Origin of the sequence: Buttiauxella gaviniae ATCC 51604 (genome assembly GCF_001654835.1) — a bacterium.
Classification (GTDB): domain Bacteria; phylum Pseudomonadota; class Gammaproteobacteria; order Enterobacterales; family Enterobacteriaceae; genus Buttiauxella; species Buttiauxella gaviniae.
Genome location: NZ_LXEP01000017.1, coordinates 133,992 through 154,562, shown reverse-complemented (window position 1 = coordinate 154,562; position 20,571 = coordinate 133,992). Strand labels below are relative to the sequence as shown.

Annotated in this window: 21 protein-coding genes and 1 pseudogene; 12 read left to right on the top strand and 10 right to left on the bottom strand. The window is 51.2% G+C overall.

Annotated elements, in window-relative coordinates; all coding sequences use genetic code 11:
- On the bottom strand, positions 1-603 hold a 603-nt coding region (locus M977_RS09950; protein ID WP_064514518.1), incomplete at its 3' end, for a glutathione S-transferase.
- 490 nt (positions 604-1,093) lie between these two features.
- Between M977_RS09950 and M977_RS09945 the strand changes: the two genes are divergently transcribed.
- From M977_RS09945 to M977_RS09920, 6 genes are all read left to right on the top strand, one after another.
- The gene (locus M977_RS09945) at positions 1,094-3,013 is read left to right on the top strand and encodes a PTS mannitol transporter subunit IICBA (protein WP_064514516.1); all 1,920 of its coding nucleotides are present in this window, start codon (positions 1,094-1,096) and stop codon (positions 3,011-3,013) included.
- 111 nt (positions 3,014-3,124) lie between these two features.
- A complete protein-coding gene (gene mtlD / locus M977_RS09940; protein ID WP_064514515.1) occupies positions 3,125-4,273 on the top strand; it encodes a mannitol-1-phosphate 5-dehydrogenase in 1,149 nt (382 codons plus the stop codon).
- Between the two features lie 50 nt (positions 4,274-4,323).
- Complete coding sequence (mtlR, locus tag M977_RS09935) at positions 4,324-4,863, top strand: mannitol operon repressor MtlR (RefSeq protein WP_064514512.1); 540 nt, start codon at positions 4,324-4,326, stop codon at positions 4,861-4,863.
- A gap of 83 nt (positions 4,864-4,946) precedes the next feature.
- Positions 4,947-5,309, top strand: coding sequence for a YibL family ribosome-associated protein (locus tag M977_RS09930; RefSeq protein WP_064514511.1), 363 nt, complete (start codon positions 4,947-4,949; stop codon positions 5,307-5,309).
- 256 nt (positions 5,310-5,565) lie between these two features.
- Positions 5,566-5,820 (top strand): type II toxin-antitoxin system Phd/YefM family antitoxin, encoded by a 255-nt coding sequence (locus M977_RS09925; RefSeq protein ID WP_064514510.1) that lies wholly within the window; start codon positions 5,566-5,568, stop codon positions 5,818-5,820.
- A complete protein-coding gene (locus M977_RS09920; protein ID WP_064514508.1) occupies positions 5,820-6,122 on the top strand; it encodes a type II toxin-antitoxin system RelE/ParE family toxin in 303 nt (100 codons plus the stop codon). Before M977_RS09925 ends, M977_RS09920 begins: the two co-directional genes overlap by 1 nt.
- 30 nt (positions 6,123-6,152) lie before the next feature.
- On the opposite strand, the gene ghrB is transcribed toward M977_RS09920, so the two are convergent.
- From ghrB to M977_RS09895, 5 genes are all read right to left on the bottom strand, one after another.
- A complete protein-coding gene (gene ghrB / locus M977_RS09915; protein WP_064514506.1) occupies positions 6,153-7,127 on the bottom strand; it encodes a glyoxylate/hydroxypyruvate reductase GhrB in 975 nt (324 codons plus the stop codon).
- Positions 7,128-7,185: 58 nt separating this feature from the next.
- Positions 7,186-8,484 (bottom strand): MFS transporter, encoded by a 1,299-nt coding sequence (locus tag M977_RS09910; RefSeq protein WP_064514504.1) that lies wholly within the window; start codon positions 8,482-8,484, stop codon positions 7,186-7,188.
- Between the two features lie 69 nt (positions 8,485-8,553).
- Complete coding sequence (locus M977_RS09905) at positions 8,554-9,492, bottom strand: sugar kinase (RefSeq protein ID WP_064514502.1); 939 nt, start codon at positions 9,490-9,492, stop codon at positions 8,554-8,556.
- Positions 9,493-9,495: 3 nt separating this feature from the next.
- On the bottom strand, positions 9,496-10,245 hold the full coding sequence (locus M977_RS09900) for a sugar phosphate isomerase/epimerase family protein (protein ID WP_064514499.1): 750 nt from the start codon (positions 10,243-10,245) through the stop codon (positions 9,496-9,498).
- A 110-nt stretch (positions 10,246-10,355) separates the two neighbouring features.
- The gene (locus tag M977_RS09895; RefSeq protein ID WP_064514497.1) at positions 10,356-11,375 is read right to left on the bottom strand and encodes a LacI family DNA-binding transcriptional regulator; all 1,020 of its coding nucleotides are present in this window, start codon (positions 11,373-11,375) and stop codon (positions 10,356-10,358) included.
- Positions 11,376-11,621: 246 nt separating this feature from the next.
- Here M977_RS09895 and M977_RS09890 point away from each other — a divergent pair, with 246 nt between their 5' ends.
- On the top strand, positions 11,622-12,164 hold the full coding sequence (locus M977_RS09890) for an isochorismatase family protein (protein ID WP_064514495.1): 543 nt from the start codon (positions 11,622-11,624) through the stop codon (positions 12,162-12,164).
- Positions 12,161-13,078 carry a GlxA family transcriptional regulator gene (locus tag M977_RS09885; protein WP_064514493.1) on the top strand — a complete coding sequence of 306 codons (918 nt, stop codon included), beginning with the start codon at positions 12,161-12,163 and terminating at the stop codon, positions 13,076-13,078. The genes M977_RS09890 and M977_RS09885 overlap by 4 nt, the downstream gene beginning before the upstream one ends.
- On the opposite strand, the gene M977_RS09880 is transcribed toward M977_RS09885, so the two are convergent.
- Positions 13,075-14,070: an acyltransferase gene (locus M977_RS09880; RefSeq protein WP_064514492.1), complete on the bottom strand. Its 996-nt coding sequence runs from the start codon at positions 14,068-14,070 to the stop codon at positions 13,075-13,077. The two genes, M977_RS09885 and M977_RS09880, sit on opposite strands and share 4 nt — an antisense overlap.
- Positions 14,071-14,212: 142 nt before the next feature.
- Here M977_RS09880 and M977_RS09875 point away from each other — a divergent pair, with 142 nt between their 5' ends.
- From M977_RS09875 to glyS, 3 genes are all read left to right on the top strand, one after another.
- The gene (locus tag M977_RS09875) at positions 14,213-14,524 is read left to right on the top strand and encodes a YsaB family lipoprotein (RefSeq protein WP_064514490.1); all 312 of its coding nucleotides are present in this window, start codon (positions 14,213-14,215) and stop codon (positions 14,522-14,524) included.
- 108 nt (positions 14,525-14,632) lie between these two features.
- Positions 14,633-15,544, top strand: coding sequence for a glycine--tRNA ligase subunit alpha (gene glyQ, locus M977_RS09870; protein WP_034460421.1), 912 nt, complete (start codon positions 14,633-14,635; stop codon positions 15,542-15,544).
- A 9-nt stretch (positions 15,545-15,553) separates the two neighbouring features.
- Complete coding sequence (gene glyS / locus M977_RS09865) at positions 15,554-17,623, top strand: glycine--tRNA ligase subunit beta (protein WP_064514488.1); 2,070 nt, start codon at positions 15,554-15,556, stop codon at positions 17,621-17,623.
- Positions 17,624-17,794: 171 nt separating this feature from the next.
- On the opposite strand, the gene uspF is transcribed toward glyS, so the two are convergent.
- From uspF to M977_RS09850, 3 genes are all read right to left on the bottom strand, one after another.
- Positions 17,795-18,229 carry a universal stress protein UspF gene (gene uspF / locus M977_RS09860; RefSeq protein ID WP_064514486.1) on the bottom strand — a complete coding sequence of 145 codons (435 nt, stop codon included), beginning with the start codon at positions 18,227-18,229 and terminating at the stop codon, positions 17,795-17,797.
- Between the two features lie 205 nt (positions 18,230-18,434).
- Positions 18,435-18,725 (bottom strand): HTH-type transcriptional regulator, encoded by a 291-nt coding sequence (locus tag M977_RS09855; RefSeq protein WP_064514484.1) that lies wholly within the window; start codon positions 18,723-18,725, stop codon positions 18,435-18,437.
- A 258-nt stretch (positions 18,726-18,983) separates the two neighbouring features.
- Entirely contained in the window at positions 18,984-20,366 is a 1,383-nt protein-coding gene (locus M977_RS09850) for an MFS transporter (RefSeq protein WP_064514482.1), read from the bottom strand.
- A gap of 62 nt (positions 20,367-20,428) precedes the next feature.
- Here M977_RS09850 and M977_RS26115 point away from each other — a divergent pair.
- Positions 20,429-20,530 (top strand): annotated as a pseudogene (locus M977_RS26115) (hypothetical protein); the annotation flags it as partial.
- Positions 20,531-20,571: the final 41 nt, after the last annotated feature.

The window sequence follows — 20,571 nt, the reverse complement described above, 5'->3', positions numbered from 1 at the left end:
TGTTGGCGGTTCTGTCCGCGCAAAACTTTCACGTTCGAAAAGTTTCTCTACCAGTTTCACCAAATGCGGACGGTCGACACACCAGCCAGGCGACACCCGGCGGAAGTTGAGATAACCCACCGCGCAGGCCACCGCGATGGTCGCCACGCAAAGATCATCAGCATTCAGCTTTTTGTCGGCCACAAATTGTTCAAGCAGCGTCAGGCCACGGCTGATTTTTTCGCGCTGGCGGAGTAATTCGGTTTCTGATTGCTGCTCAATCGGGCGCTGGCGTTCGCGTACAGAAACCAGGGCGGCATCCATAATTCCATCTGCCAGCGCTTCTATCTGGCGCATCTGCAGGGCGGCTTTCGCATCGCGGGGAATGAGCGCCGGGGCGATATCCAAAAGTTCGAGGTATTGTGCGATGACCGGCGAGTCGAACCAGTATTCGCCGTCGTCGGTGACCAGCGCCGGAACTTTTCCCAGCGGGTTGTAGAGCGGTGTGGTGCTCTCGGAAGTCCACGGGTTGTCGTTCACAAACTCAAACGTAATGCCCTTTTCCAGCAGGATAACGGATATTTTGCGCACGTACGGGCTGGTGTAATTACCGATAAGTTTCATTACATCGTCCATTTTCAATCGACAAAACGTAAGTATGGTTCAGGAATTCTGAAGACGCCTGGGGTCGCACGATGCTGTTTCCCGCTGCGCTGTAATTTTCTGACAAAACGGCAGGCTTCTGTCAGCCATAGATGCCCTGGATCACACTCACCAAATTCCACGTAAAATATTTTGTGAATCTCATCACATTTAAATAACAAAGTGCCATTTGTAAAATGTGACTACAGTCACACAAATACATCAATGGTGAACAAAAATTAGCTTCTGTGTTTTTTTTACACACTCATTATGTGATCGGGATCGCCTGATCATGCCTCGTTACACCCTGTAATGAGTGATCCGCATCACACTAAATCCCGCCTGCTGGACACCTTAACGATTCAGTGCCAAATTCGCCTCACTTAGAGCATCTGGCAGCGTTGCTTGCCACCACATTAACAATAAACCTCGGGCTGCTTTTCAGCACGTAAACACAATAAGGGGTGTGCGTATGTCATCCGATATCAAGATCAGAGTGCAAAGCTTTGGTCGTTTCCTGAGTAACATGGTAATGCCAAACATCGGCGCGTTTATCGCCTGGGGTATTATCACCGCCTTATTTATCCCGACCGGTTGGTTGCCAAGTGAAACACTGGCGAAACTGGTAGGCCCAATGATTACCTATCTGCTTCCATTGCTCATCGGTTATACCGGTGGTCGCTTAATCGGTGGCGACCGTGGTGGTGTGGTGGGTGCAATCACAACCATGGGTGTTATCGTCGGTGCAGATATGCCGATGTTCCTCGGCGCGATGATTGCAGGCCCTCTGGGTGGCTGGGCGATTAAACATTTCGACGCGTGGGTAGACGGCAAAATCAAATCCGGCTTTGAAATGCTGGTGAACAACTTCTCCGCTGGCATCATCGGTATGATTCTGGCGATTCTGGCATTCATGGGTATCGGCCCTGCGGTAGAAGTCCTGTCCAAAGTACTGGCGGCGGGCGTTAACTTCATGGTTGTTCATGACATGCTGCCACTGGCTTCTATCTTCGTAGAACCAGCGAAAATCCTGTTCCTGAACAACGCAATCAACCACGGTATCTTCTCACCGTTGGGTATTCAGCAGTCCCACGAACTGGGCAAATCAATCTTCTTCCTGATTGAAGCAAACCCAGGTCCAGGTATGGGCGTGCTGTTGGCGTACATGTTCTTCGGTCGTGGTAATGCTAAGCAGTCTGCGGGCGGCGCGGCAATCATCCACTTCCTGGGCGGTATCCACGAAATTTACTTCCCATATGTGCTGATGAACCCACGTCTGATTCTGGCCGTTATCCTCGGCGGTATGACTGGCGTGTTCACTCTGACTATCCTGAACGGCGGCCTGGTTTCTCCGGCATCTCCGGGTTCCATCCTGGCAGTTCTGGCGATGACACCAAAAGGTGCGTACTTCGCGAACATTGCAGCAATCGTTGCAGCAACAGCAGTCTCCTTCGTGGTCTCAGCAATCTTGCTGAAAACCAGCAAAGTTAAAGAAGAAGACGATATCGAAGCAGCAGCTCGCCGTATGGCAGAGATGAAAGCTGAATCCAAAGGTGCAACTGCACCACTGGCGGTAGGTGCTGGCCTGTCTAACGACTTGAGCCACGTACGTAAAATCATCGTAGCGTGTGATGCAGGCATGGGTTCAAGTGCCATGGGTGCTGGCGTGCTGCGTAAGAAAGTCAGCGATGCAGGCCTGAAAAATATCTCCGTGACTAACTGTGCAATCAACAGCTTGCCGGATGATGTTGACCTGGTGATTACGCACCGTGACCTGACCGAGCGTGCGATGCGCCAGGTTCCACAGGCACAGCATATTTCCCTGACCAACTTCCTGGATAGCAGCCTGTACTCCAACCTGACCGAGCGTCTGGTGGCCTCCCATAACCTGAGCGAGAAAGAAGTGAAGGTAATGAGCAGCCTGGAAGACAGCTTCGTACCAAGCGAAGAAGGGCTGTTCCGCCTGGGTGCTGGCAACGTGTTCCTCGGCCTTACTGCCACCAACAAAGAAGAAGCCATTCGCTTTGCGGGTGAGCAACTGGTGAACGGTGGTTACGTCCAGCCTGAATATGTTGATGCGATGTTTGAACGTGAAAAACTGACCCCAACTTATCTGGGTGAAGGTATCGCAGTTCCGCACGGTACAGTTGAAGCGAAAGACCGAGTACTGAAAACCGGCGTTGTGTTCTGCCAGTACCCACACGGTGTTCACTTCGGTGAAGAAACTGATGATATTGCCCGCCTGGTTATCGGTATTGCCGCTCGCAATAACGAACACATCCAGGTTATCACCAGCCTGACCAACGCGCTGGATGATGATTCAGTGATTGATCGCCTGGCGAACACCACCAGTGTTCAGGAAGTTCTCGACCTGCTGGCAGGTAAGAAGTAAGTCTCCATTTCCCTCTCCCGAATGGGAGAGGGTTCTGGTGAGGTTGGTCAATACCACAAACCTCCTCACCCGAACCCTCTCGGGTAATTCAAATTTAAGAAGGTGAACGACATGAAAGCATTACATTTTGGTGCAGGTAATATCGGACGTGGCTTTATCGGAAAATTGCTGGCAGATGCCGGTATTGAACTGACCTTTGCCGATGTAAACCAGACTGTGTTGGACGCGCTGAATGCGCGCCATAGCTACCAGGTTCACGTTGTTGGCGAGCAAAAGCAAGTCGATACCGTTTCCAATGTTAATGCTGTTAGCAGCATTGGCGATGAAGTTATTACTCTGATTGCCGATGTAGACCTGGTGACCACGGCAGTCGGCCCGGTAGTGCTTGAGCGTATTGCACCAGCCGTGGCGAAAGGTCTGGTTCTGCGTCGTACCAACGGTAATGAGAAACCACTGAACATTATCGCTTGTGAGAATATGGTGCGCGGCACCAGCCAGCTTAAAGGCCACGTCATGAAGGCGCTGTCGGAAGATGATCAAGCGTGGGTTGAGCAGCATGTTGGCTTTGTTGATTCTGCAGTGGACCGTATCGTTCCACCGTCAGAATCTGCTACTAATGACCCGCTTGAAGTCACGGTTGAAACATTCAGCGAATGGATTGTTGATAAAACTCAGTTCAAAGGTGATCTCCCGAACATTCCTGGCATGGAACTTACTGATAACCTGATGGCGTTTGTTGAGCGCAAACTCTTCACGCTGAATACCGGGCATGCTATAACCGCATACCTTGGCCAACTGGCCGGTCATCAGACCATTCGCGATGCGATTCTGGATGAAAGAGTCCGTGCTGTCGTGAAAGGGGCAATGGACGAAAGTGGTGCGGTGCTTATCAAACGCTACGGTTTTGATGCAGACAAACACGCAGCCTACATCCAAAAAATCCTTGGTCGTTTCGAGAACCCATATCTGAAAGATGATGTGGAGCGCGTAGGCCGCCAGCCACTGCGTAAGTTAAGTGCGGGCGACCGTCTGATTAAGCCACTGCTTGGCACCATCGAATACGGCTTGCCACACCTGAACCTGGTTGAAGGTATTGCCGCAGCAATGCATTACCGCAGCGCAGAAGATCCGCAAGCTCAGGAACTGGAAAAACTGCTGGCAGAAAAAGGCCCACAGGTCACTCTCGCAGAAATTTCTGGTCTTGATGCCAATAGCGACGTGGTAGCTCAGGCGGTGAAAGCGTACGAAGCTAAAGCGTAGCAGAAGAGAGCGGGTGCAGTGGATGCTGCACCCAATAGAAAATTTTAGTGATGCAGGCAAAGATGGAAGAAACCCAGGCCTTTGAAAACCGTGTGCTTGAGCGTCTCAATGCCGGCAAAACCGTACGCAGCCTGCTGATTACCGCGGTCGAACTTCTCACCGAAGCGGTTAATATCCTGGTGCTTCAGGTCTTCCGTAAAGACGACTATGCGGTGAAATATGCGGTTGAACCCTTGTTGGATGGTGACGGGCCACTAGGGGATCTTTCCGTGCGTCTCAAACTTATCTACGGGCTTGGCGTGCTCAATCGCGCGGAGTACGAAGATTGCGAACTGTTGATGGCTTTGCGTGAAGAGTTAAACCATGACGGTAATGAATATAATTTTACCGACGATGAAATGCTTGGCCCATTCGGTGAACTGCACTGTGTTTCTGCTCTACCGCCGACACCAAAGTTTGTTGATGGCAGCGATCCTGAGCTGTTTGCCATGCAAAAACAGCGTTATCAGCAAATAGTGCGTTCCACGATGGTGCTCTCTTTAACCGAGCTGATCTCACGGGTCAGCTTAAAAAAAGCCTTCCAGAAGTAATTCTGACCAAACACCCTTTTCGCCCTATAGCACCGAATGGTGTATCCTTGCCAGCAATGAAAGTTATTCACGGTTAATTAAAAATGAAAGAAATCGAAAAAGCAGAAATCAAACGCCTGAGCGATCGCCTCGATCTTATCCGTCACGAGATGCCAGAACTGCATCTGATCAACGACGCTGAAAAGTACGCTGAGATGGAAAAAGAGAAAGCGAAGCTGGAAATCGAGATCGTACGCCTGCAAGCGGTGCGCAACCAGAAGTTGAGCAAAGAAGCACAAAAACTGATGGCACTGCCGTACAAGCGTCCCATCACCAAAAAAGAACAAGCCAACATGGGCGCTCTGAAAAAAGCGGTACGTGGTCTGGTTATCGTCCATCCAATGACGGCGTTAGGCCGTGAGATGGGCCTCGAAGAAATGACAGGTTTTTCTAATACCGATTTCTAAGTTAACACTCGATTTTAAAAAGGGATGATCCTTTAAGGTTCATCCCTTTTATTTTGCTTAAAATTCCTGTTTTGCGAAGCTTATTCATAACTTATTCCCTTCCCATTGGATTCAATTCTCACAGCATCTATTCTCTGGCACTTGTGTATGAACTAGCCGATACCAGGCGACAAAGACTCGCTCCTGTTCTCTACGTAGTTTAAAATAGATACAAATCGAACGATTTATACCTATTCAATCGAAGTGAGGGTGAGGGATGATCAGTTTTACAGCCAACCAGGCAAAAACTCAGTTTGGGGAAATGATTGCTAAAGCGCAGCGTGAACCAGTGAGCATCACCAAAAATGGCAAACCTTCTGTTGTTGTGATGTCCATTGCCGATTACAACGCTATCGAAGAACTCAAGTTGCAGAATCTGCGCGATAAGCTTGCACGTTCCGTTGCTCAGATTAAAACAGGCAATGTCTGTGACGGTGACGATGCGTTTGATGAGTTACTGAAGGATCTTTAATGGCTGGATATAAGCTGACGGAAGAGGCACGAGAGGATTTGCGCGAGCTAAAGGGATTTTCACTGAAGCAATTTGGTAATCTTATGACTCGTGAATATCTGGTTGGTATGCGCGTTACGCTACAGCATTTGGCAAAAATGCCGGGGATGGGAATGGATGAATCTGACGACTTATTTCCTGGTGTATGGAGCTTTCCCTATATGAGCCATATGCTCTATTACCAAAAAGCCGAAGCAGGGATTGTCGTTATCGGTATCATTCATCAGAGTCGAATGCCGGAATTGCTGCTAAAAAGGCGATAAGCCAGCAGTTCCCCACTGGCTTTTTAATTTCTACTTCAATACCTGCGGGTTCACGCAGTTTTCCTTCACGTTGCCACTCAGTGCAGCAATCAAGTTATCCACGGCACAGGCCGCCATGTTATAGCGGGTTTCATGCGTGGCAGAACCGATATGCGGCAGGGCAACAACGTTCGGCAGGCTGAGCAGCGGGGAATCTATCGGCAGCGGCTCTTGTTCAAATACGTCCAGACCTGCGGCGTGAATTGTGCCGTCCATCAGTGCCTGAATCAGTGCTTTTTCATCAACCACCGGGCCGCGCCCTGCGTTAATCAGAATCGCTGAGGATTTCATTTTTGCCAGTTGCTCAGCGCCAATCAGATGATAAGTTTCATCGGTCAATGGCAATGAAATACAGACGAAATCGGACTCGGCCAGCAGGGTGTCGAGGTCGCAATAACGAGCGTTAAAGCGGTCTTCCGCTTCCTGATGGTGGCGGCGAGCGTTATACAGAATCGGCATGTTAAAGCCGAAGTGAGCACGTTGTGCCAGCGCCAGGCCAATGCGGCCCATGCCTAAAATCCCCAACGTCTTGTGGTGCACGTCGATGCCAAACCAGTCCGGCCCAATACTGCCTTGCCATTCGCCAATTTTTACACGCTCTGCCACTTCCACCGCACGGCGAGCAGTCGCCAGCACTAATGTCATCATGGTATCCGCGACGGTTTCAGTCAGCACGGTCGGTGTATGCATCAGCGCGATACCGCGTGAAGTCAGCGCATCGACATCAAAATTGTCATAGCCAACAGAGACTGTGGAGGCGGCACGCAGCTTTGGCGTGTGTTCCAGAAACGCTTTGTCGACTTTCTCACTCGAGCCAAGGATCCCCTGTGCATCCGCAAAAACCTGCGCATTTTGCTGGACAGTTTGCGGGCTTAAATCGTTCAGTTGAGTGACGGCAAAGTGGCTTTCAAGGCGGGCAAGGAGGTCGTCAGGTAACTTTTTGTAGAGGATGACGGACGGCTTCATAGCGTTCTCCGTTGAGTTAAGTACAGTCCAGGCGGCATAACGACCGCCTGGTTTGAGATTAGGCGTGGTGTGCTTCCACCGGAACTTGTTGGTTTCTCGCCGGTTTCACTATCAGAGTTAGCCATACTGACGCGAGCAATGCTACCCCCATAAAAACGTAGGAAGCGGATGGGTTGCCTGTTGCACCGTTAAGGTAGCCAACAAACCAGGAGCCAACAAACGACCCCAGTGCACCCATGCTATTGATTAAGGCCATCGCGCCACCGGCAACATTACGTGGCAGCATTTCCGGGATAATCGCAAAGAATGGGCCATATGGCGCGTACATGGCGGCACCGGCAATCACCAACAGAGTGTAGGAAACCCAGAAGTGATCGGCACCAACCAGCCAGGAACCGAGGAAGGCCAGCGCACCAATCAGCAGCAGTGGCCAGACGAACAGCTTACGGTTCTGCATTTTGTCCGAAGCCCATGAAACCACAATCATTGCGATAGTTGCCGCCAGATAAGGAACCGATGACAGCCAGCCGACTTCCACCATTCCCATACCCGCGGTGCCTGCGCCACGAATAATTGACGGCAGCCACAGCACGAAGCCGTACACACCAATACTCCAGCAAAAATATTGCATACACAGCAGCACCACATTGCGCGAGCGGAATGCTTCGCTGTAGTTACGCACGGCTTTAATACCTTCTTGTTCCTTCTCAAGCTGAGCCTGCAACGCGGATTTTTCAGCATCAGACAACCAGCCAACTTGCGCAGGTTTATCTTTGACCAGCATCCACCAGGCAAATGCCCAGATAACCGCTGGAATGCCTTCAAAAATAAACATTTCACGCCAGCCAAATGCCTGAATCAGGTAGCCCGAAACGACGGACATCCACAGCACCGTCACCGGGTTGCCAAGAATCAAGAAAGTATTCGCCCGCGAGCGTTCAGACTTAGTAAACCAGTTACTGATGTAAATCAGCATCGCAGGCATCACGGCGGCTTCCACCACGCCGAGGATAAAGCGAATCGCCGCCAGTGCCGGAATATTGCTGACCATCCCGGTGAGTGATGCACAACCGCCCCACAAAATCAGGCAAACGAAGATCAGTTTGCGCACGCTGCGGCGTTCGGCGTACATCGCACCAGGTATCTGGAAGAAAAAATAACCGAGGAAAAACAGGGCGCCAAGCAAAGACGAAATCCCTTTGGTGATCCCGAGATCGTCGTTAATGCCAGCGGCAGATGCAAAGCTAAAGTTAGCTCGGTCGAGGTACGCCAGGCTGTAGGTGATAAACACGATTGGCATGATGTACCACCAACGTTTTGGCGCGATTACCTTTGATGAAAGGGACTGGGTTTTCATGGGGCTTGCCTCTATGTTGAGGAGAGTCGCATCATGCCGGGTGTAGGGCACAGCTGATGCAGTCTTCGTTTATTCGCCAAGCGCGCTACGGGTCGGTAACCCTTCGCTATCGCCGATGACTTGTATCGCCAGTGAGCCGATTTTATTACCTCGGCTAACGGCATGTTGTAAGGTTTTTCCCTCCAGCAAAGCGCTGATTACGCCCACCGCAAAGCCATCGCCTGCGCCAACAGTATCGACCACGTTATCGACCTTAATCGCAGGCACTGCACCTTTATCGCCAGCGGCAGTTTTAAACCAGGCGCCGTCCGCACCCGTTTTCAACACCACGGTTTTGACACCCTGGTCGAGATAGAAATCGGCAATCGCTTCCGGGGTTTTGTGCCCTGTCAGGATTGCGCCCTCGCTTAATCCTGGCAGCACCCAGTCTGCCTGGAAGGCGAGTTGATTCAATTGTTTCACCATTTCGGCTTCACTTTTCCACAGCACCGGACGCAGATTCGGATCGAACGAAATGGTTTTCCCTTGCTGCTTCATCATGCGAGCGGCGTGATTGAGCAGTTCTAATGAGCTCTCCGACAGTGCTGCCGCCACACCGCTTAAGTGCAGATGGCGTGCGGAGCAAAAGTACTCTGCGTTTAAATCCGCAACCGACAGGTGGCTGGCTGCCGAGCTTTTACGGAAATATTCCACAATGGGATCGGTTCCATTTTCTGCTTTAGATTTAAGCTGAAAGCCTGTAGCAAAGCGCTCGTCCGTCGTCACTCCGTGGCTGTCGATATTCTCTTTCGCCAGTTGTTGCAGAACATAGCGGCCAAAAGAGTCATTGCCCACACGGCTAACCCAGCCCACTTTCAGGCCAAGACGCGCAAGACCCGTGGCAACGTTCAGCTCTGCCCCTGCGACACGTTTCACAAACTGTTCTGCGGCTGCTAAATCGCCGCTTTGGCTGGCGACAAACATCGCCATTGCTTCACCAATGGTAATGACATCAAGTTGCGTCGACATCGCTTACTCCTCGCGTAATAAGTTGACGTAATGGCGGGTGACAGCCGTCAGGTCGCGGCCTTCGAGCGGGAATTCGATTCCGCGTGGCGCATCGGCTGGCAGGTTATTGAGTAATTCGAGCCAGCGCGGTTCGGCATCATCAAGTGCAATGGCCCGATAGTGGTAATGGTGTGGCACGGCGGCTTTGACGTGGATATAGCTGACAGAAGATGCCAGCACGCGAGCGGCGGCCTCTGGAGATTCATCAACCCACAGCCAGTTCGCCATATCAAAAGTGAGCGTCACTGGAAGATTTAGCACCTTGCAGGCGGCCTGGAAGCGCTGCATCGGGACGAGTTTGCCACACAGGGTTTGGTCGTTTTCCACGACTAATGGCACATTACTTTGCGCCAGCCACTGCTGCAAAACAGAAAACTGCGAGCTGCCGCGAAAATGGCCGAGCGAAAGTTTCAGCCAGCTTGCATTCAGCTGGTGGGCTTCAAGTAACAAAGAGGGGATCAGCGGGTTCAGTTTGCCGTCTTCGGCGAACAGCGGCTCCGGCGCGGAATAACAGGCCTCGAGGCGGTGTCCGGCAATTTGCTGCGCCAGCTCTGGCAGGGCATCGAGCTGCGTATTGCTTAACAGCTCGCGGCGGATTTCGACGCCATCGGCACCCGCCCCGGCAATAATGGGCAATAGTGCTTGTTGGCCGCCCAGCGCCGCAATGCGGTCATGCCCGTAAGCCGCGGTGACAACAATAATTTTTCTCGGCATTTAATTCTCCGGCCAGGCTCATCTAAATAATATAACTATTACGCTAGATGGAACCGGTTCCAAAGAAAAGCCAACCGTGTCTAATTTATGATCACTATCACGAACATTGATTAACGGGTGGTGGAGCCGCGAACGATTAATTCGCCAGAAAAGACCTGCTCATAAACGGTGTCACTACCGCCTTCAATGCGCTTCACTACTTGCTGGAGAGCGGCATAACCAATCTGCCAGGTTGGCTGTTTAAGCGTGGTGATACCAACGCCGGCAAGCTCCGCCCATTCGAGTTCATCAAACCCCAGCAGGCCAATATCGGAGCCCCAGTGCAGGCCGATACGTCGCAGGGAGCGGGCCACCTGAAGTGTGAGTGCGCCGTTTGCGGAAATCACAGCTTTACGCATTCCCCGATGGCCAGAATGGAACTGGCGCAGCGTGTTGTCCATCAACTCGCCTTCGTGCAAAGGCACTTCCGCGTTTTCGGCAACAATCCCAGGGTAACGTTTGAGGGTGGCGTGGAAGGCATTCAGGCGCTCGCGGCGGGTGTTCACCGTGCCGAGAGGCTCACTGAGGAACAAAATGGCTTCAAACCCTTGTTCGACAAGGTGTTCGGTGGCGGTTGTTGCGGCCTGAATGTTATCAAGGCCCACGACGTCGCAGGCAAAATCAGGAATTTTTCGGTCAATCAGCACCATCGGCAGGGCGGATTGTTGCAGGCGATTTAACCCTTCTTCGCGCATCCCCACCGCATTCACCACAATCCCTTCCACCTGATAACTGCGCAGTAAATCCAGGTAATGCAGCTCCTGGTCCACTTCGTTGTTGGTGTTACAGACCAGCGGCGTAAAGCCCTTTTCACGGCACGCCGCTTCAATGCCACTGAGCACATCGACAGAGTAGGGGTTGGTGATATCGGCAATGATCAGGCCGATTAAGCGGGTACGCCCACGTTTCAGGCCGCGAGCCATTTGGCTTGGGCGGTAATCGAGTTGCGCAATCGCCGTTTCAATACGCAAACGTAAGTCGTCAGACAGCACATTTTGCTCGCCGTTAAGATAGCGGGAAACACTGGTTTTACCGGTCTTTGCCGCTCTTGCGACATCGCTTATCGTTGGGCGCGCTGCCTTGCTGATCATGTTTTTCTCCGAAGGGTTTCAGGCTCGAGAGTAACACAGTTTATAAGGGCTGGTGGATGACGCTGGCGCTTATCCACCCTACAAAATCTTGGTGCTTCGTAGGTCGGATAAGCGTTAGCTTCATCCGACACAATCTCAAATATTTCATCTGGTCCCAATTCACCCTCATACTGTCCGTTTTTGGTATTAGCAATCCCACTAACCCTTGTCACAATGGATTCATACCCAGTGATAAGGAGTCCGAAAATGTCCCGTTCTGCATTGATTAATATCGATACGCAGCAATCTTTTTTCCATCGCGATTACTGGCAAGAAGAGGATCTCCCGGCATTCCAGCAGGCTATTACACAGCTGATTTCTGGCTGCCAGGATTTGAAAATACCGGTGGTGGATATCTTCCATGTTGACGATGAAGGCCCGTTTTCACTGGCTTCCGGCTGTGTTAAAGCGATGCCGTTTTTGCAACATCAGGCGGATGTGGCGTTCCAGAAACACGTTCACAACGCATTTACCGATACCGGTCTCGATCTTTGGTTGCGCCAGCGTGACGTTAACCACCTGATTATCTGCGGTATTCGTACTGAACAGTGTTGCGAAACCACCACGCGAGTGGCGTCTGATTTGGGTTATCGCGTTTCATTTGTTAGCGAAGCGATGCTCACCTTCCCGATGAGCTGGAAAGGGGTTACGCTGGATACGCAAACCCTGCGCCATCGCACTGAAACGGTGCTGGCGGGGCGTTTTGCCGAAATTCAAACTGTTGCTGAGTGCCTGGAGTCTTTATCGTGAGTATTGGGGTCTGGTTCGTTGTGTTGCCTGGTGTTCTGTCTCTTGACCTGAGTGGCCCAGCGGAAACGCTGAAGCTTGCAGGCGATGCTTTTCACCTGCATTTCATCGGCCCGGACCCACAAGTTTCTACCTCCATTGGACTCAATTTTTCGGGCATCGAACCGCTGCCGGAAAGTTTCGCGCCAGGCAGTTTGTTAGTGCTTCCCGGCGTTTGCGATTCAAATCGTTACTTTGATACGCCACAGGCTGAGGCTGTGCGCCGTTGGTTGACGCGCCTGCAACCGCAAATTCATAGCCAGCAACTCAATTTAATGTGCGTCTGTTCTGGCTCGCTGCTAGCGGCGAAAGCCGGGCTGATGAGCGGCGTGCATTGCACCACGCACCACGATGTGCTGGCAAGATTACGCGCAGCCGCTCCCACCGCTCAGGTAAAAGAAAACCGTATTTTTGTCGAAGACCGGGGCATCTGGACCAGCGCCGGAATTACCTCCGGGATTGATCTCTCGCTGCATCTGATTAACCGCTATTGCGGCCCGAAAGCAGCACTCGACGTGGCGCGTGAGATGGTGGTGTGGTTTCGCCGTTCGGGCGACGATCCGCAATTATCGCCGTGGCTGCGTTACCGTAATCACATTCACCCGGCGGTTCATCGTGCGCAGGATTTGCTTTCGGCAGCACCAGAATCGGCGTGGGATGTGCAGGAAATTGCCGATAAAGTTCACGTCAGTTCGCGCCATTTATCGCGGCTTTTTCAGCAGCATTTGGGGATTTCAGTGCGGGATTATCTCGAACAATTGCGCCTGGCTATTGCCGAACAGCGCTTATTGCAGGGGCAACGCATGGAGCAGGCGGCGGTTGCGGCGGGCTTTTCATCACCACGCCAGCTGCACCGCGCCCGCGCCAGGAATGCTTAGCTCACCCATTTTCGCGTATCCAACCGCTGTAATCCCATGGAAAGCAGCAAACTTCCGGCGAGTGTTGCGCCGAAAATCCACAAAATATCGAGAACCGGCGAGCTGGTTAGTTGGTAACCGTGAGTGCGCAAGAAGTGAATAATTAACGCATGGAAGCCGTAAATCCCTAGCGAATGCTGAGAAATTAAAGCCAAACCCGGCAATGGCCTGTTATTAAGGCAATTTTTTATCACGACCAACAAACTAATCGCGGCGATAAACACCAGCGGCCCGCAATAAACATAGAAAGTATCGGCAAAATTACCGTTCACTTCTAATTGGTGGCGCGTACCCGTTGATATCGAAAAGATACACAACGCAAACAAGCCTGCTGCCAGCCCGCTAATCCAGCGCTTATCCGTTTCCAGTATGCCAATCGCGCGACCTAACAAGCCATACAGCACGTAATAAAACGTGTCGCCGCGAATATATAAATTAATCGGCAGCCATTTCACTCCACCCAGCGTTTGCGGCACGGTATTGGGGTTGGCGATAACACCCAGCAAAACCATCAGCCCGAGAATCACCATCGCATTAACCTTTTTCACCTGAATCAACGGGGAAAGTAGGTATATCACCATGATCGCAAAGAAGAACCACAGGTGATAGAACACCGGTTTTTGTAGGATGTAGCGCAGCGAAAGCCCCGCGTTGATGGGGGTCAGTAATTTGATGTAGATAAGCGCGACCACGCTGTAAAACAGCAGACAGGTGACGATGCGCAAAAAGTGACGCTGCTGTGCACTGCGTTCACCAAAAAACAGATAGCCTGAAATCATGAAGAACAGCGGAACGCTGACGCGAGAAGCCGAGTTGAGCACGTTTGATAAATCCCAACTAAATGGCGTGACAATATTCGCATTGGTGATGTACCAGGTGGTGGTATGGATCATAACGACCATCAGGCACGCAATCCCGCGCAAGTTATCAATCCAGTTAATTTTTTGCTGCATTCGTTCCTCGATGGCTTAAACGGGTATTAATCTGAGTTTGCATTCACTATCTTGTCAGGCGCGAAGCGGGTTTGCAGAATATGAAATACCTGTTAATTATTGAATAACAATAACGATTTTAACGTACACGTAACGAATGATGATGCCAAAAATAAAAAATAGCAGTTGGGTTCTCGTTTTTTGTGCTCTGTTACTGAGCGCTTGCAGTACACCGGAGCAACAACCGCAATATGCCCAGGGTGCACAGCAACCTGCAGTCGAAGGTGGTGCGATGATTGAAACCTGTAAGCAGGAAGCGGCATATCGCTACAACACCCGTGAGCAACAAATCAGCGTGGTGGATTTTAAGCAGTATCAGGGTAGTTACGAGATTCAAGGCAGCACCGTTCGCAAGGAAGGGTTTACCTGCTCATTCGACGAAAGCGGCCAGTTTTTGCACCTTTCATCTACATAAAGCCGCAACACAAGGCAAACGCACGTGGATTCGGGCTGTATATGTTGCGCTCAACAGGTATACTGACGGCTTCTCTTTTTAACCCTCTCGAACGCGTGCGAAATCAACATGCAAAAGTTTGATACCAAGACCTTTCAAGGCCTGATCCTGACTTTACAGGACTACTGGGCGCGCCAGGGCTGCACCATTGTTCAACCTTTGGACATGGAAGTCGGCGCCGGCACCTCTCACCCAATGACCTGCCTGCGGGCTTTAGGGCCAGAGCCGATGGCGACTGCATATGTGCAGCCATCCCGCCGTCCTACCGATGGCCGTTACGGTGAAAACCCGAACCGCTTACAGCACTACTATCAGTTCCAGGTGGTGATCAAGCCTTCTCCTGACAACATTCAGGAGCTGTACCTTGGGTCGCTTAAAGAGCTGGGTATGGACCCAACTATTCATGACATTCGCTTCGTAGAAGACAACTGGGAAAACCCAACGCTGGGTGCCTGGGGTCTGGGCTGGGAAGTGTGGCTCAACGGCATGGAAGTGACTCAGTTCACCTATTTCCAGCAAGTTGGCGGCCTGGAATGCAAACCGGTTACCGGTGAAATCACCTACGGTTTAGAGCGTCTGGCAATGTACATCCAGGGCGTAGACAGCGTTTACGATCTGGTCTGGAGCGACGGCCCGCTGGGTAAAACCACTTATGGCGACGTGTTCCATCAGAACGAAGTTGAGCAATCAACTTACAACTTCGAACACGCCGATGTGGATTTCCTGTTCTCCTGCTTTGAGCAGTATGAGAAAGAAGCGCAGCACCTGCTGGCGCTGGAAAACCCACTGCCACTGCCTGCTTACGAACGCATTCTGAAAGCCGCGCACAGCTTTAACTTGCTTGATGCCCGTAAGGCCATCTCGGTTACCGAGCGCCAGCGCTACATTCTGCGTATTCGTACTCTGACTAAAGCCGTGGCCGAAGCCTATTACGCTTCTCGTGAAGCGCTTGGCTTCCCGATGTGCAATAAGAACAAATAAGAGGCTGCCATGTCTGAAAAAACTTTCCTGGTGGAGATTGGCACTGAAGAGCTGCCACCAAAAGCCCTGCGCAGCCTGGCCGAATCCTTTGCTGCGAACGTAACCGCGGAACTGGATGCAGCGAACCTCGCTCACGGCGAAGTAAAATGGTTTGCCGCTCCACGCCGTCTGGCGCTGAAGATTTCTAATCTGGCACAGTCTCAGCCTGATCGTGAAGTTGAAAAACGTGGCCCGGCCATCTCTGCGGCATTTGACGCAGAAGGCAAACCAAGCAAAGCCGCTGAAGGCTGGGCTCGTGGCTGCGGCATCACCGTCGATCAAGCTGAGCGTCTGGCGACCGACAAAGGCGAATGGCTGCTGTACCGTGCGCACGTTAAAGGCGAAAGCGCGCAAGCCCTGCTGCCTGCGATGATTGCCACAGCGCTGACCAAATTGCCGATTCCAAAACTGATGCGTTGGGGCGATAACAACACCCAATTCGTGCGTCCGGTTCACACTGTGACCCTGCTATTGGGCGAAGAAGTTATTCCTGCAACAATCCTTGGCATTGCGTCCGATCGTGTTATTCGCGGCCACCGCTTTATGGGTGAGCCAGAATTCACTATCGACAACGCCGATCAGTACCCTGAAATTCTGCTGGAACGCGGCAAAGTTATTGCCGACTACGAGCAGCGTAAAGCGGTTATCAAAGAAGGTGCTGAAGAAGCGGCTCGCAAAATTGGCGGTAACGCCGATCTGAGCGAAAGCCTGCTCGAAGAAGTGACTTCTCTGGTGGAATGGCCGGTTGTGCTGACCGCGAAATTCGAAGAGAAATTCCTCGCCGTTCCTGCGGAAGCGCTGGTTCACACCATGAAAGGTGACCAGAAGTACTTCCCTGTTTACGCCAATGACGGCAAATTGCTGCCGAACTTTATCTTTGTTGCCAATATCGAGTCGAAAGACCCGATTCAGATTATCTCTGGTAACGAGAAAGTTGTGCGTCCACGTCTGGCCGATGCCGAGTTCTTCTTCAACAGCGACCGTAAAAAGCGTCTCGAAGACAACTTGCCGCGTCTGGAAACCGTTCTGTTCCAACAACAGCTCGGTACGCTGCGCGACAAAACTAACCGCATCGAAGCCCTTTCAGGCTGGATTGCTGGCCAGATTGGCGCAGACGTAAACCACGCAACTCGCGCCGGTTTGCTGTCTAAATGCGATCTGATGACCAACATGGTGTTCGAGTTTACCGACACCCAGGGCGTGATGGGCATGCACTATGCGCGTCACGATGGCGAAGCAGAAGATGTTGCTGTTGCGCTGAACGAGCAGTATCAGCCGCGCTTTGCGGGTGATGCACTGCCGTCTAACCTGGTGGCCTGTGCTGTGGCAATCGCCGATAAAATGGATACCCTTGCGGGCATCTTCGGTATTGGACAGCACCCGAAAGGTGACAAAGACCCGTTTGCTCTGCGTCGTGCCGCTCTTGGCGTTCTGCGTATCATCGTTGAGAAAAACCTGCCGCTTGATCTGCAAACTCTTACCGAAGAGGCCGTGCGTCTTTACGGTGATAAGCTGACCAACCAGAAGGTTACCGACGAAGTCATCGACTTTATGCTGGGTCGTTTCCGCGCCTGGTATCAGGAAGAAGGCCACAGCGTGGATACCATCCAGGCCGTGCTGGCGCGTCGTCCGACCAAACCAGCAGATTTCGATGCGCGTATGAAAGCGGTATCTCACTTCCGTACGCTGGAATCTTCATCTGCCCTGGCTGCTGCGAATAAGCGTGTTTCAAACATTCTGGCGAAGTCAGACGAGACGCTGAACGACCATGTTCACGCATCCGTTTTGAAAGAAGCCGAAGAGATTCGTCTCGCGACTAACCTCGTTGTGCTGCGCGACAAACTGGAACCGTTCTTCGCTGAAGGCCGTTACCAGGAAGCGCTGGAAGAACTGGCAAACCTGCGCGAGCCGGTGGATGCGTTCTTCGACAAAGTGATGGTGAATGCAGAAGACAAAGATCTGCGTATTAACCGTCTGACGCTGCTTTCCAAACTGCGCGAGCTGTTCTTGCAGGTTGCGGATATCTCCCTGCTGCAATAAGTTTGCTGCCGTTTTAAAGAACCCGCTTCGGCGGGTTTTTTTTCGCCTGAATGTTTACGCTTTTTTATCAATGGGCTAGCTATTTCTCAGACAGGTTGTCGCGATGCTAATCCGGCCTGGGGAAAAATATGCCATTAACCTCAAACCCCGCAGCGCGGGGTTTTTTATGACTCAGCGAACAACCAATACCGAGCATTTTGCATGGCGAACCACTGCAGCAGCGTTTGAACCAAGAAGATAGGTAGACATGCTTGGGCGGTGGGAAGCCAGAATAATCACATCGGCGTCAATATCATCGGCCAGTTGGAGAATATGATCTTTCGGCGAACCGCTCAGAACGTGCTTTTCAATCCGATCTTCAGGCAGGTTAAATTTAGCCACTATTTCGCTCAGCGATTCCATGGCGGCAGCTTCCCTCTCTTTGGCATCTGGTGCAATCGAAGCATAGCCCAGGCCGTAAGCGGCAAAATAGGTATAGTCAGGGATGACGGCCAGAAAATGGATCGTGGCATCGTCCTGCTTTGCATACCCTTCAACATGGGGGATAACCTGCTGTGTCAGCTCTGTTTCGGAAATATCGATAGGAACCAGGATTTTCTTAGACATACAACCTCCTTTTGCTTTACGTGTTAATAACCCTCTCTAAGTTATGGATTAGATTTGTGATTACGGAAGTGACACAGGTCAGGTTTTCGAGCATTGCCGCTTCGTTTCATACTATTTACGTAGCCTTCAGAAACGACAAACCCCGCTCAGGCGGGGTTTTGGATAACAATTTTGGGACAAGGCAATCAGGGTACAAAGTACAAAATCATTCCATCAACTGCTTACTGATTGTTGGATTCGCTTGCATTAAGCGCATCAACTTCAGCTCGGTATTGGAGGGTCTGAGTCGTTTTGATTCCCACTCCTGTACCATTGAAACACTCACACCCATTGCGCGGGCGAAATCATCAATCTTAAGCCCGGTACTTTTTCTTAGTTGTTCAAATTCAGAAAATGCATTGGGCTTATCATTAAGTGCCATCATTTGATGCTTATCTTTAAAAACAATCTGCTCAAGGTTACTTAGCAGCTCAAACATTGGATCTTTATATTCCATCGAGAACTCCTCATAAATCACACATCGACCTCGTGAACGGTAAGAAGCCTATTAAGAGTAGTTGGAAAAAAAGCGGGCAGATGGTTTTCACGCTAACTATTTTCTTGCTGTGTCAGGCTTATGCGTTTCAGCAAAAAAACTAAGCGGCATAACGAATTGAAAAGTCTGTGATGAGCGGGATTGAGTATAAATTTGTAAATGGTTATGCATTTTACGCAAAACGGCGGGACTGGCCCGCCGTGCTTATAGATTTTTCCATCATGCTTTTTGCGTAACTTTATCCAGCTCGTGGTTATTGGCGCGGTTCTCAGCCAATGTGCGCTGGCCCGCCCAGGATTTCACCATCAGCGCGGTCGCGGAAAGTAGGGCCGGAATTGCCAGTAGCATGAAAATAGTTTTGAACGACAGTTCAGCTTGCATCAAGAATGCACCACTAAACGCCCCAAGAATTCCGCCAAAACGTCCAAGCCCCAACATCCATGCCACACCGGTTGCACGACCTTGTGTTGGGTAGAACCCGGCGGCTAGCGCAGGCATTGAAGATTGCGCGCCGTTCATAATGGTGCCTGCGATAAACACCATCACGCCCATTAATACCAGGCTTGAAGTAGAGAACCCTACAAGGCACACAAAAAGACCTGTCAGCAAATAACCCACGGCGACCACTTTGTTTGGGTTCAGCTTGTCCATCAGTGCGCCAATAATCAGAACCCCAATGCCACCACCGAGTGGGAACAAAGCGGTGATAATCGACGCCTGACTGAGCGTTGCGCCTGTTTCACGAATCAGCAGCGGCAGCCAACTGGTCAGGAGATAGAAAATCAGCAGGCCCATGAAATAGGTCAGGCAGAGCATTAAGGTTCCTACCAGATATCTTGGCGAGAAAATCACGCCCAGCGCGGTTTTATCTTTAATATGACCGCCGACTTCGTTCAGCACGAAGCGCAGATTTTCGCCTGACGGCAGTGGGGCAATGCGTCGCAAAATAGTGGCGATATCTTTCTGCGGCTTGTTCTTCACCACCAGATAACGAGCCGATTCCGGCAACCAAATCATCAACACCACTGAAAGAATGAGTGGCATGACGCCGCCCAGCACCAGTACGCTCTGCCAGCCGTAATGTGGGATCATCCATGCGGAGACAAAACCGCCCATTGAAGAACCAATCGGGAAGCCGACAAACATCAGGTTCACCAGCAGGGCGCGTTTACGTTCTGGTGCATATTCTGACATCAGCGTTGCCGCGTTCGGCATTGCAGCACCCAGGCCAAGCCCGGTGAGGAAGCGGAGTAGAGCAAGTGATGTCAGGCTGGTGGCAAAGGCGGTCAGCAGGCTAAAACCACCGAATACCAGAATCGATAACACCAACACCTTTTTACGCCCGATGCGGTCAGCCATTGGTCCGGCAGTTAATGCACCGACTGCCAGCCCAACCAGAGCGGCACTCATCACCGGGCCAAGGTCAGATTTCTGCACACCCCATTCCTGTACTAAGTCTGAGGCGATAAAACCAATAATCGCGGTATCGAAGCCGTCCAACGCCACCGTAATGAAACAGAGGATGAGGATCATCCACTGATATCGGGAAAACTTATTATTGTTAATAAATGCCTGAATATCTGTCGTTGTTGTCTTTGTCATAAGGCACGTCCTGAAGGATGCTGAGGTGTTCGATTATCGAACAATGATTCGTTAATCGTTCGTTAAATCAAACCACTCAGCAGGCTATTGGGCAATCATTCGGCAGGTGTTTGTGTGCGATTATCGTACTGGTTGGGATGGGGATATACATACTTGCGAAATAACACATTAAATATTAGTGGGTTAAATAAAAATCCTTGCTGCG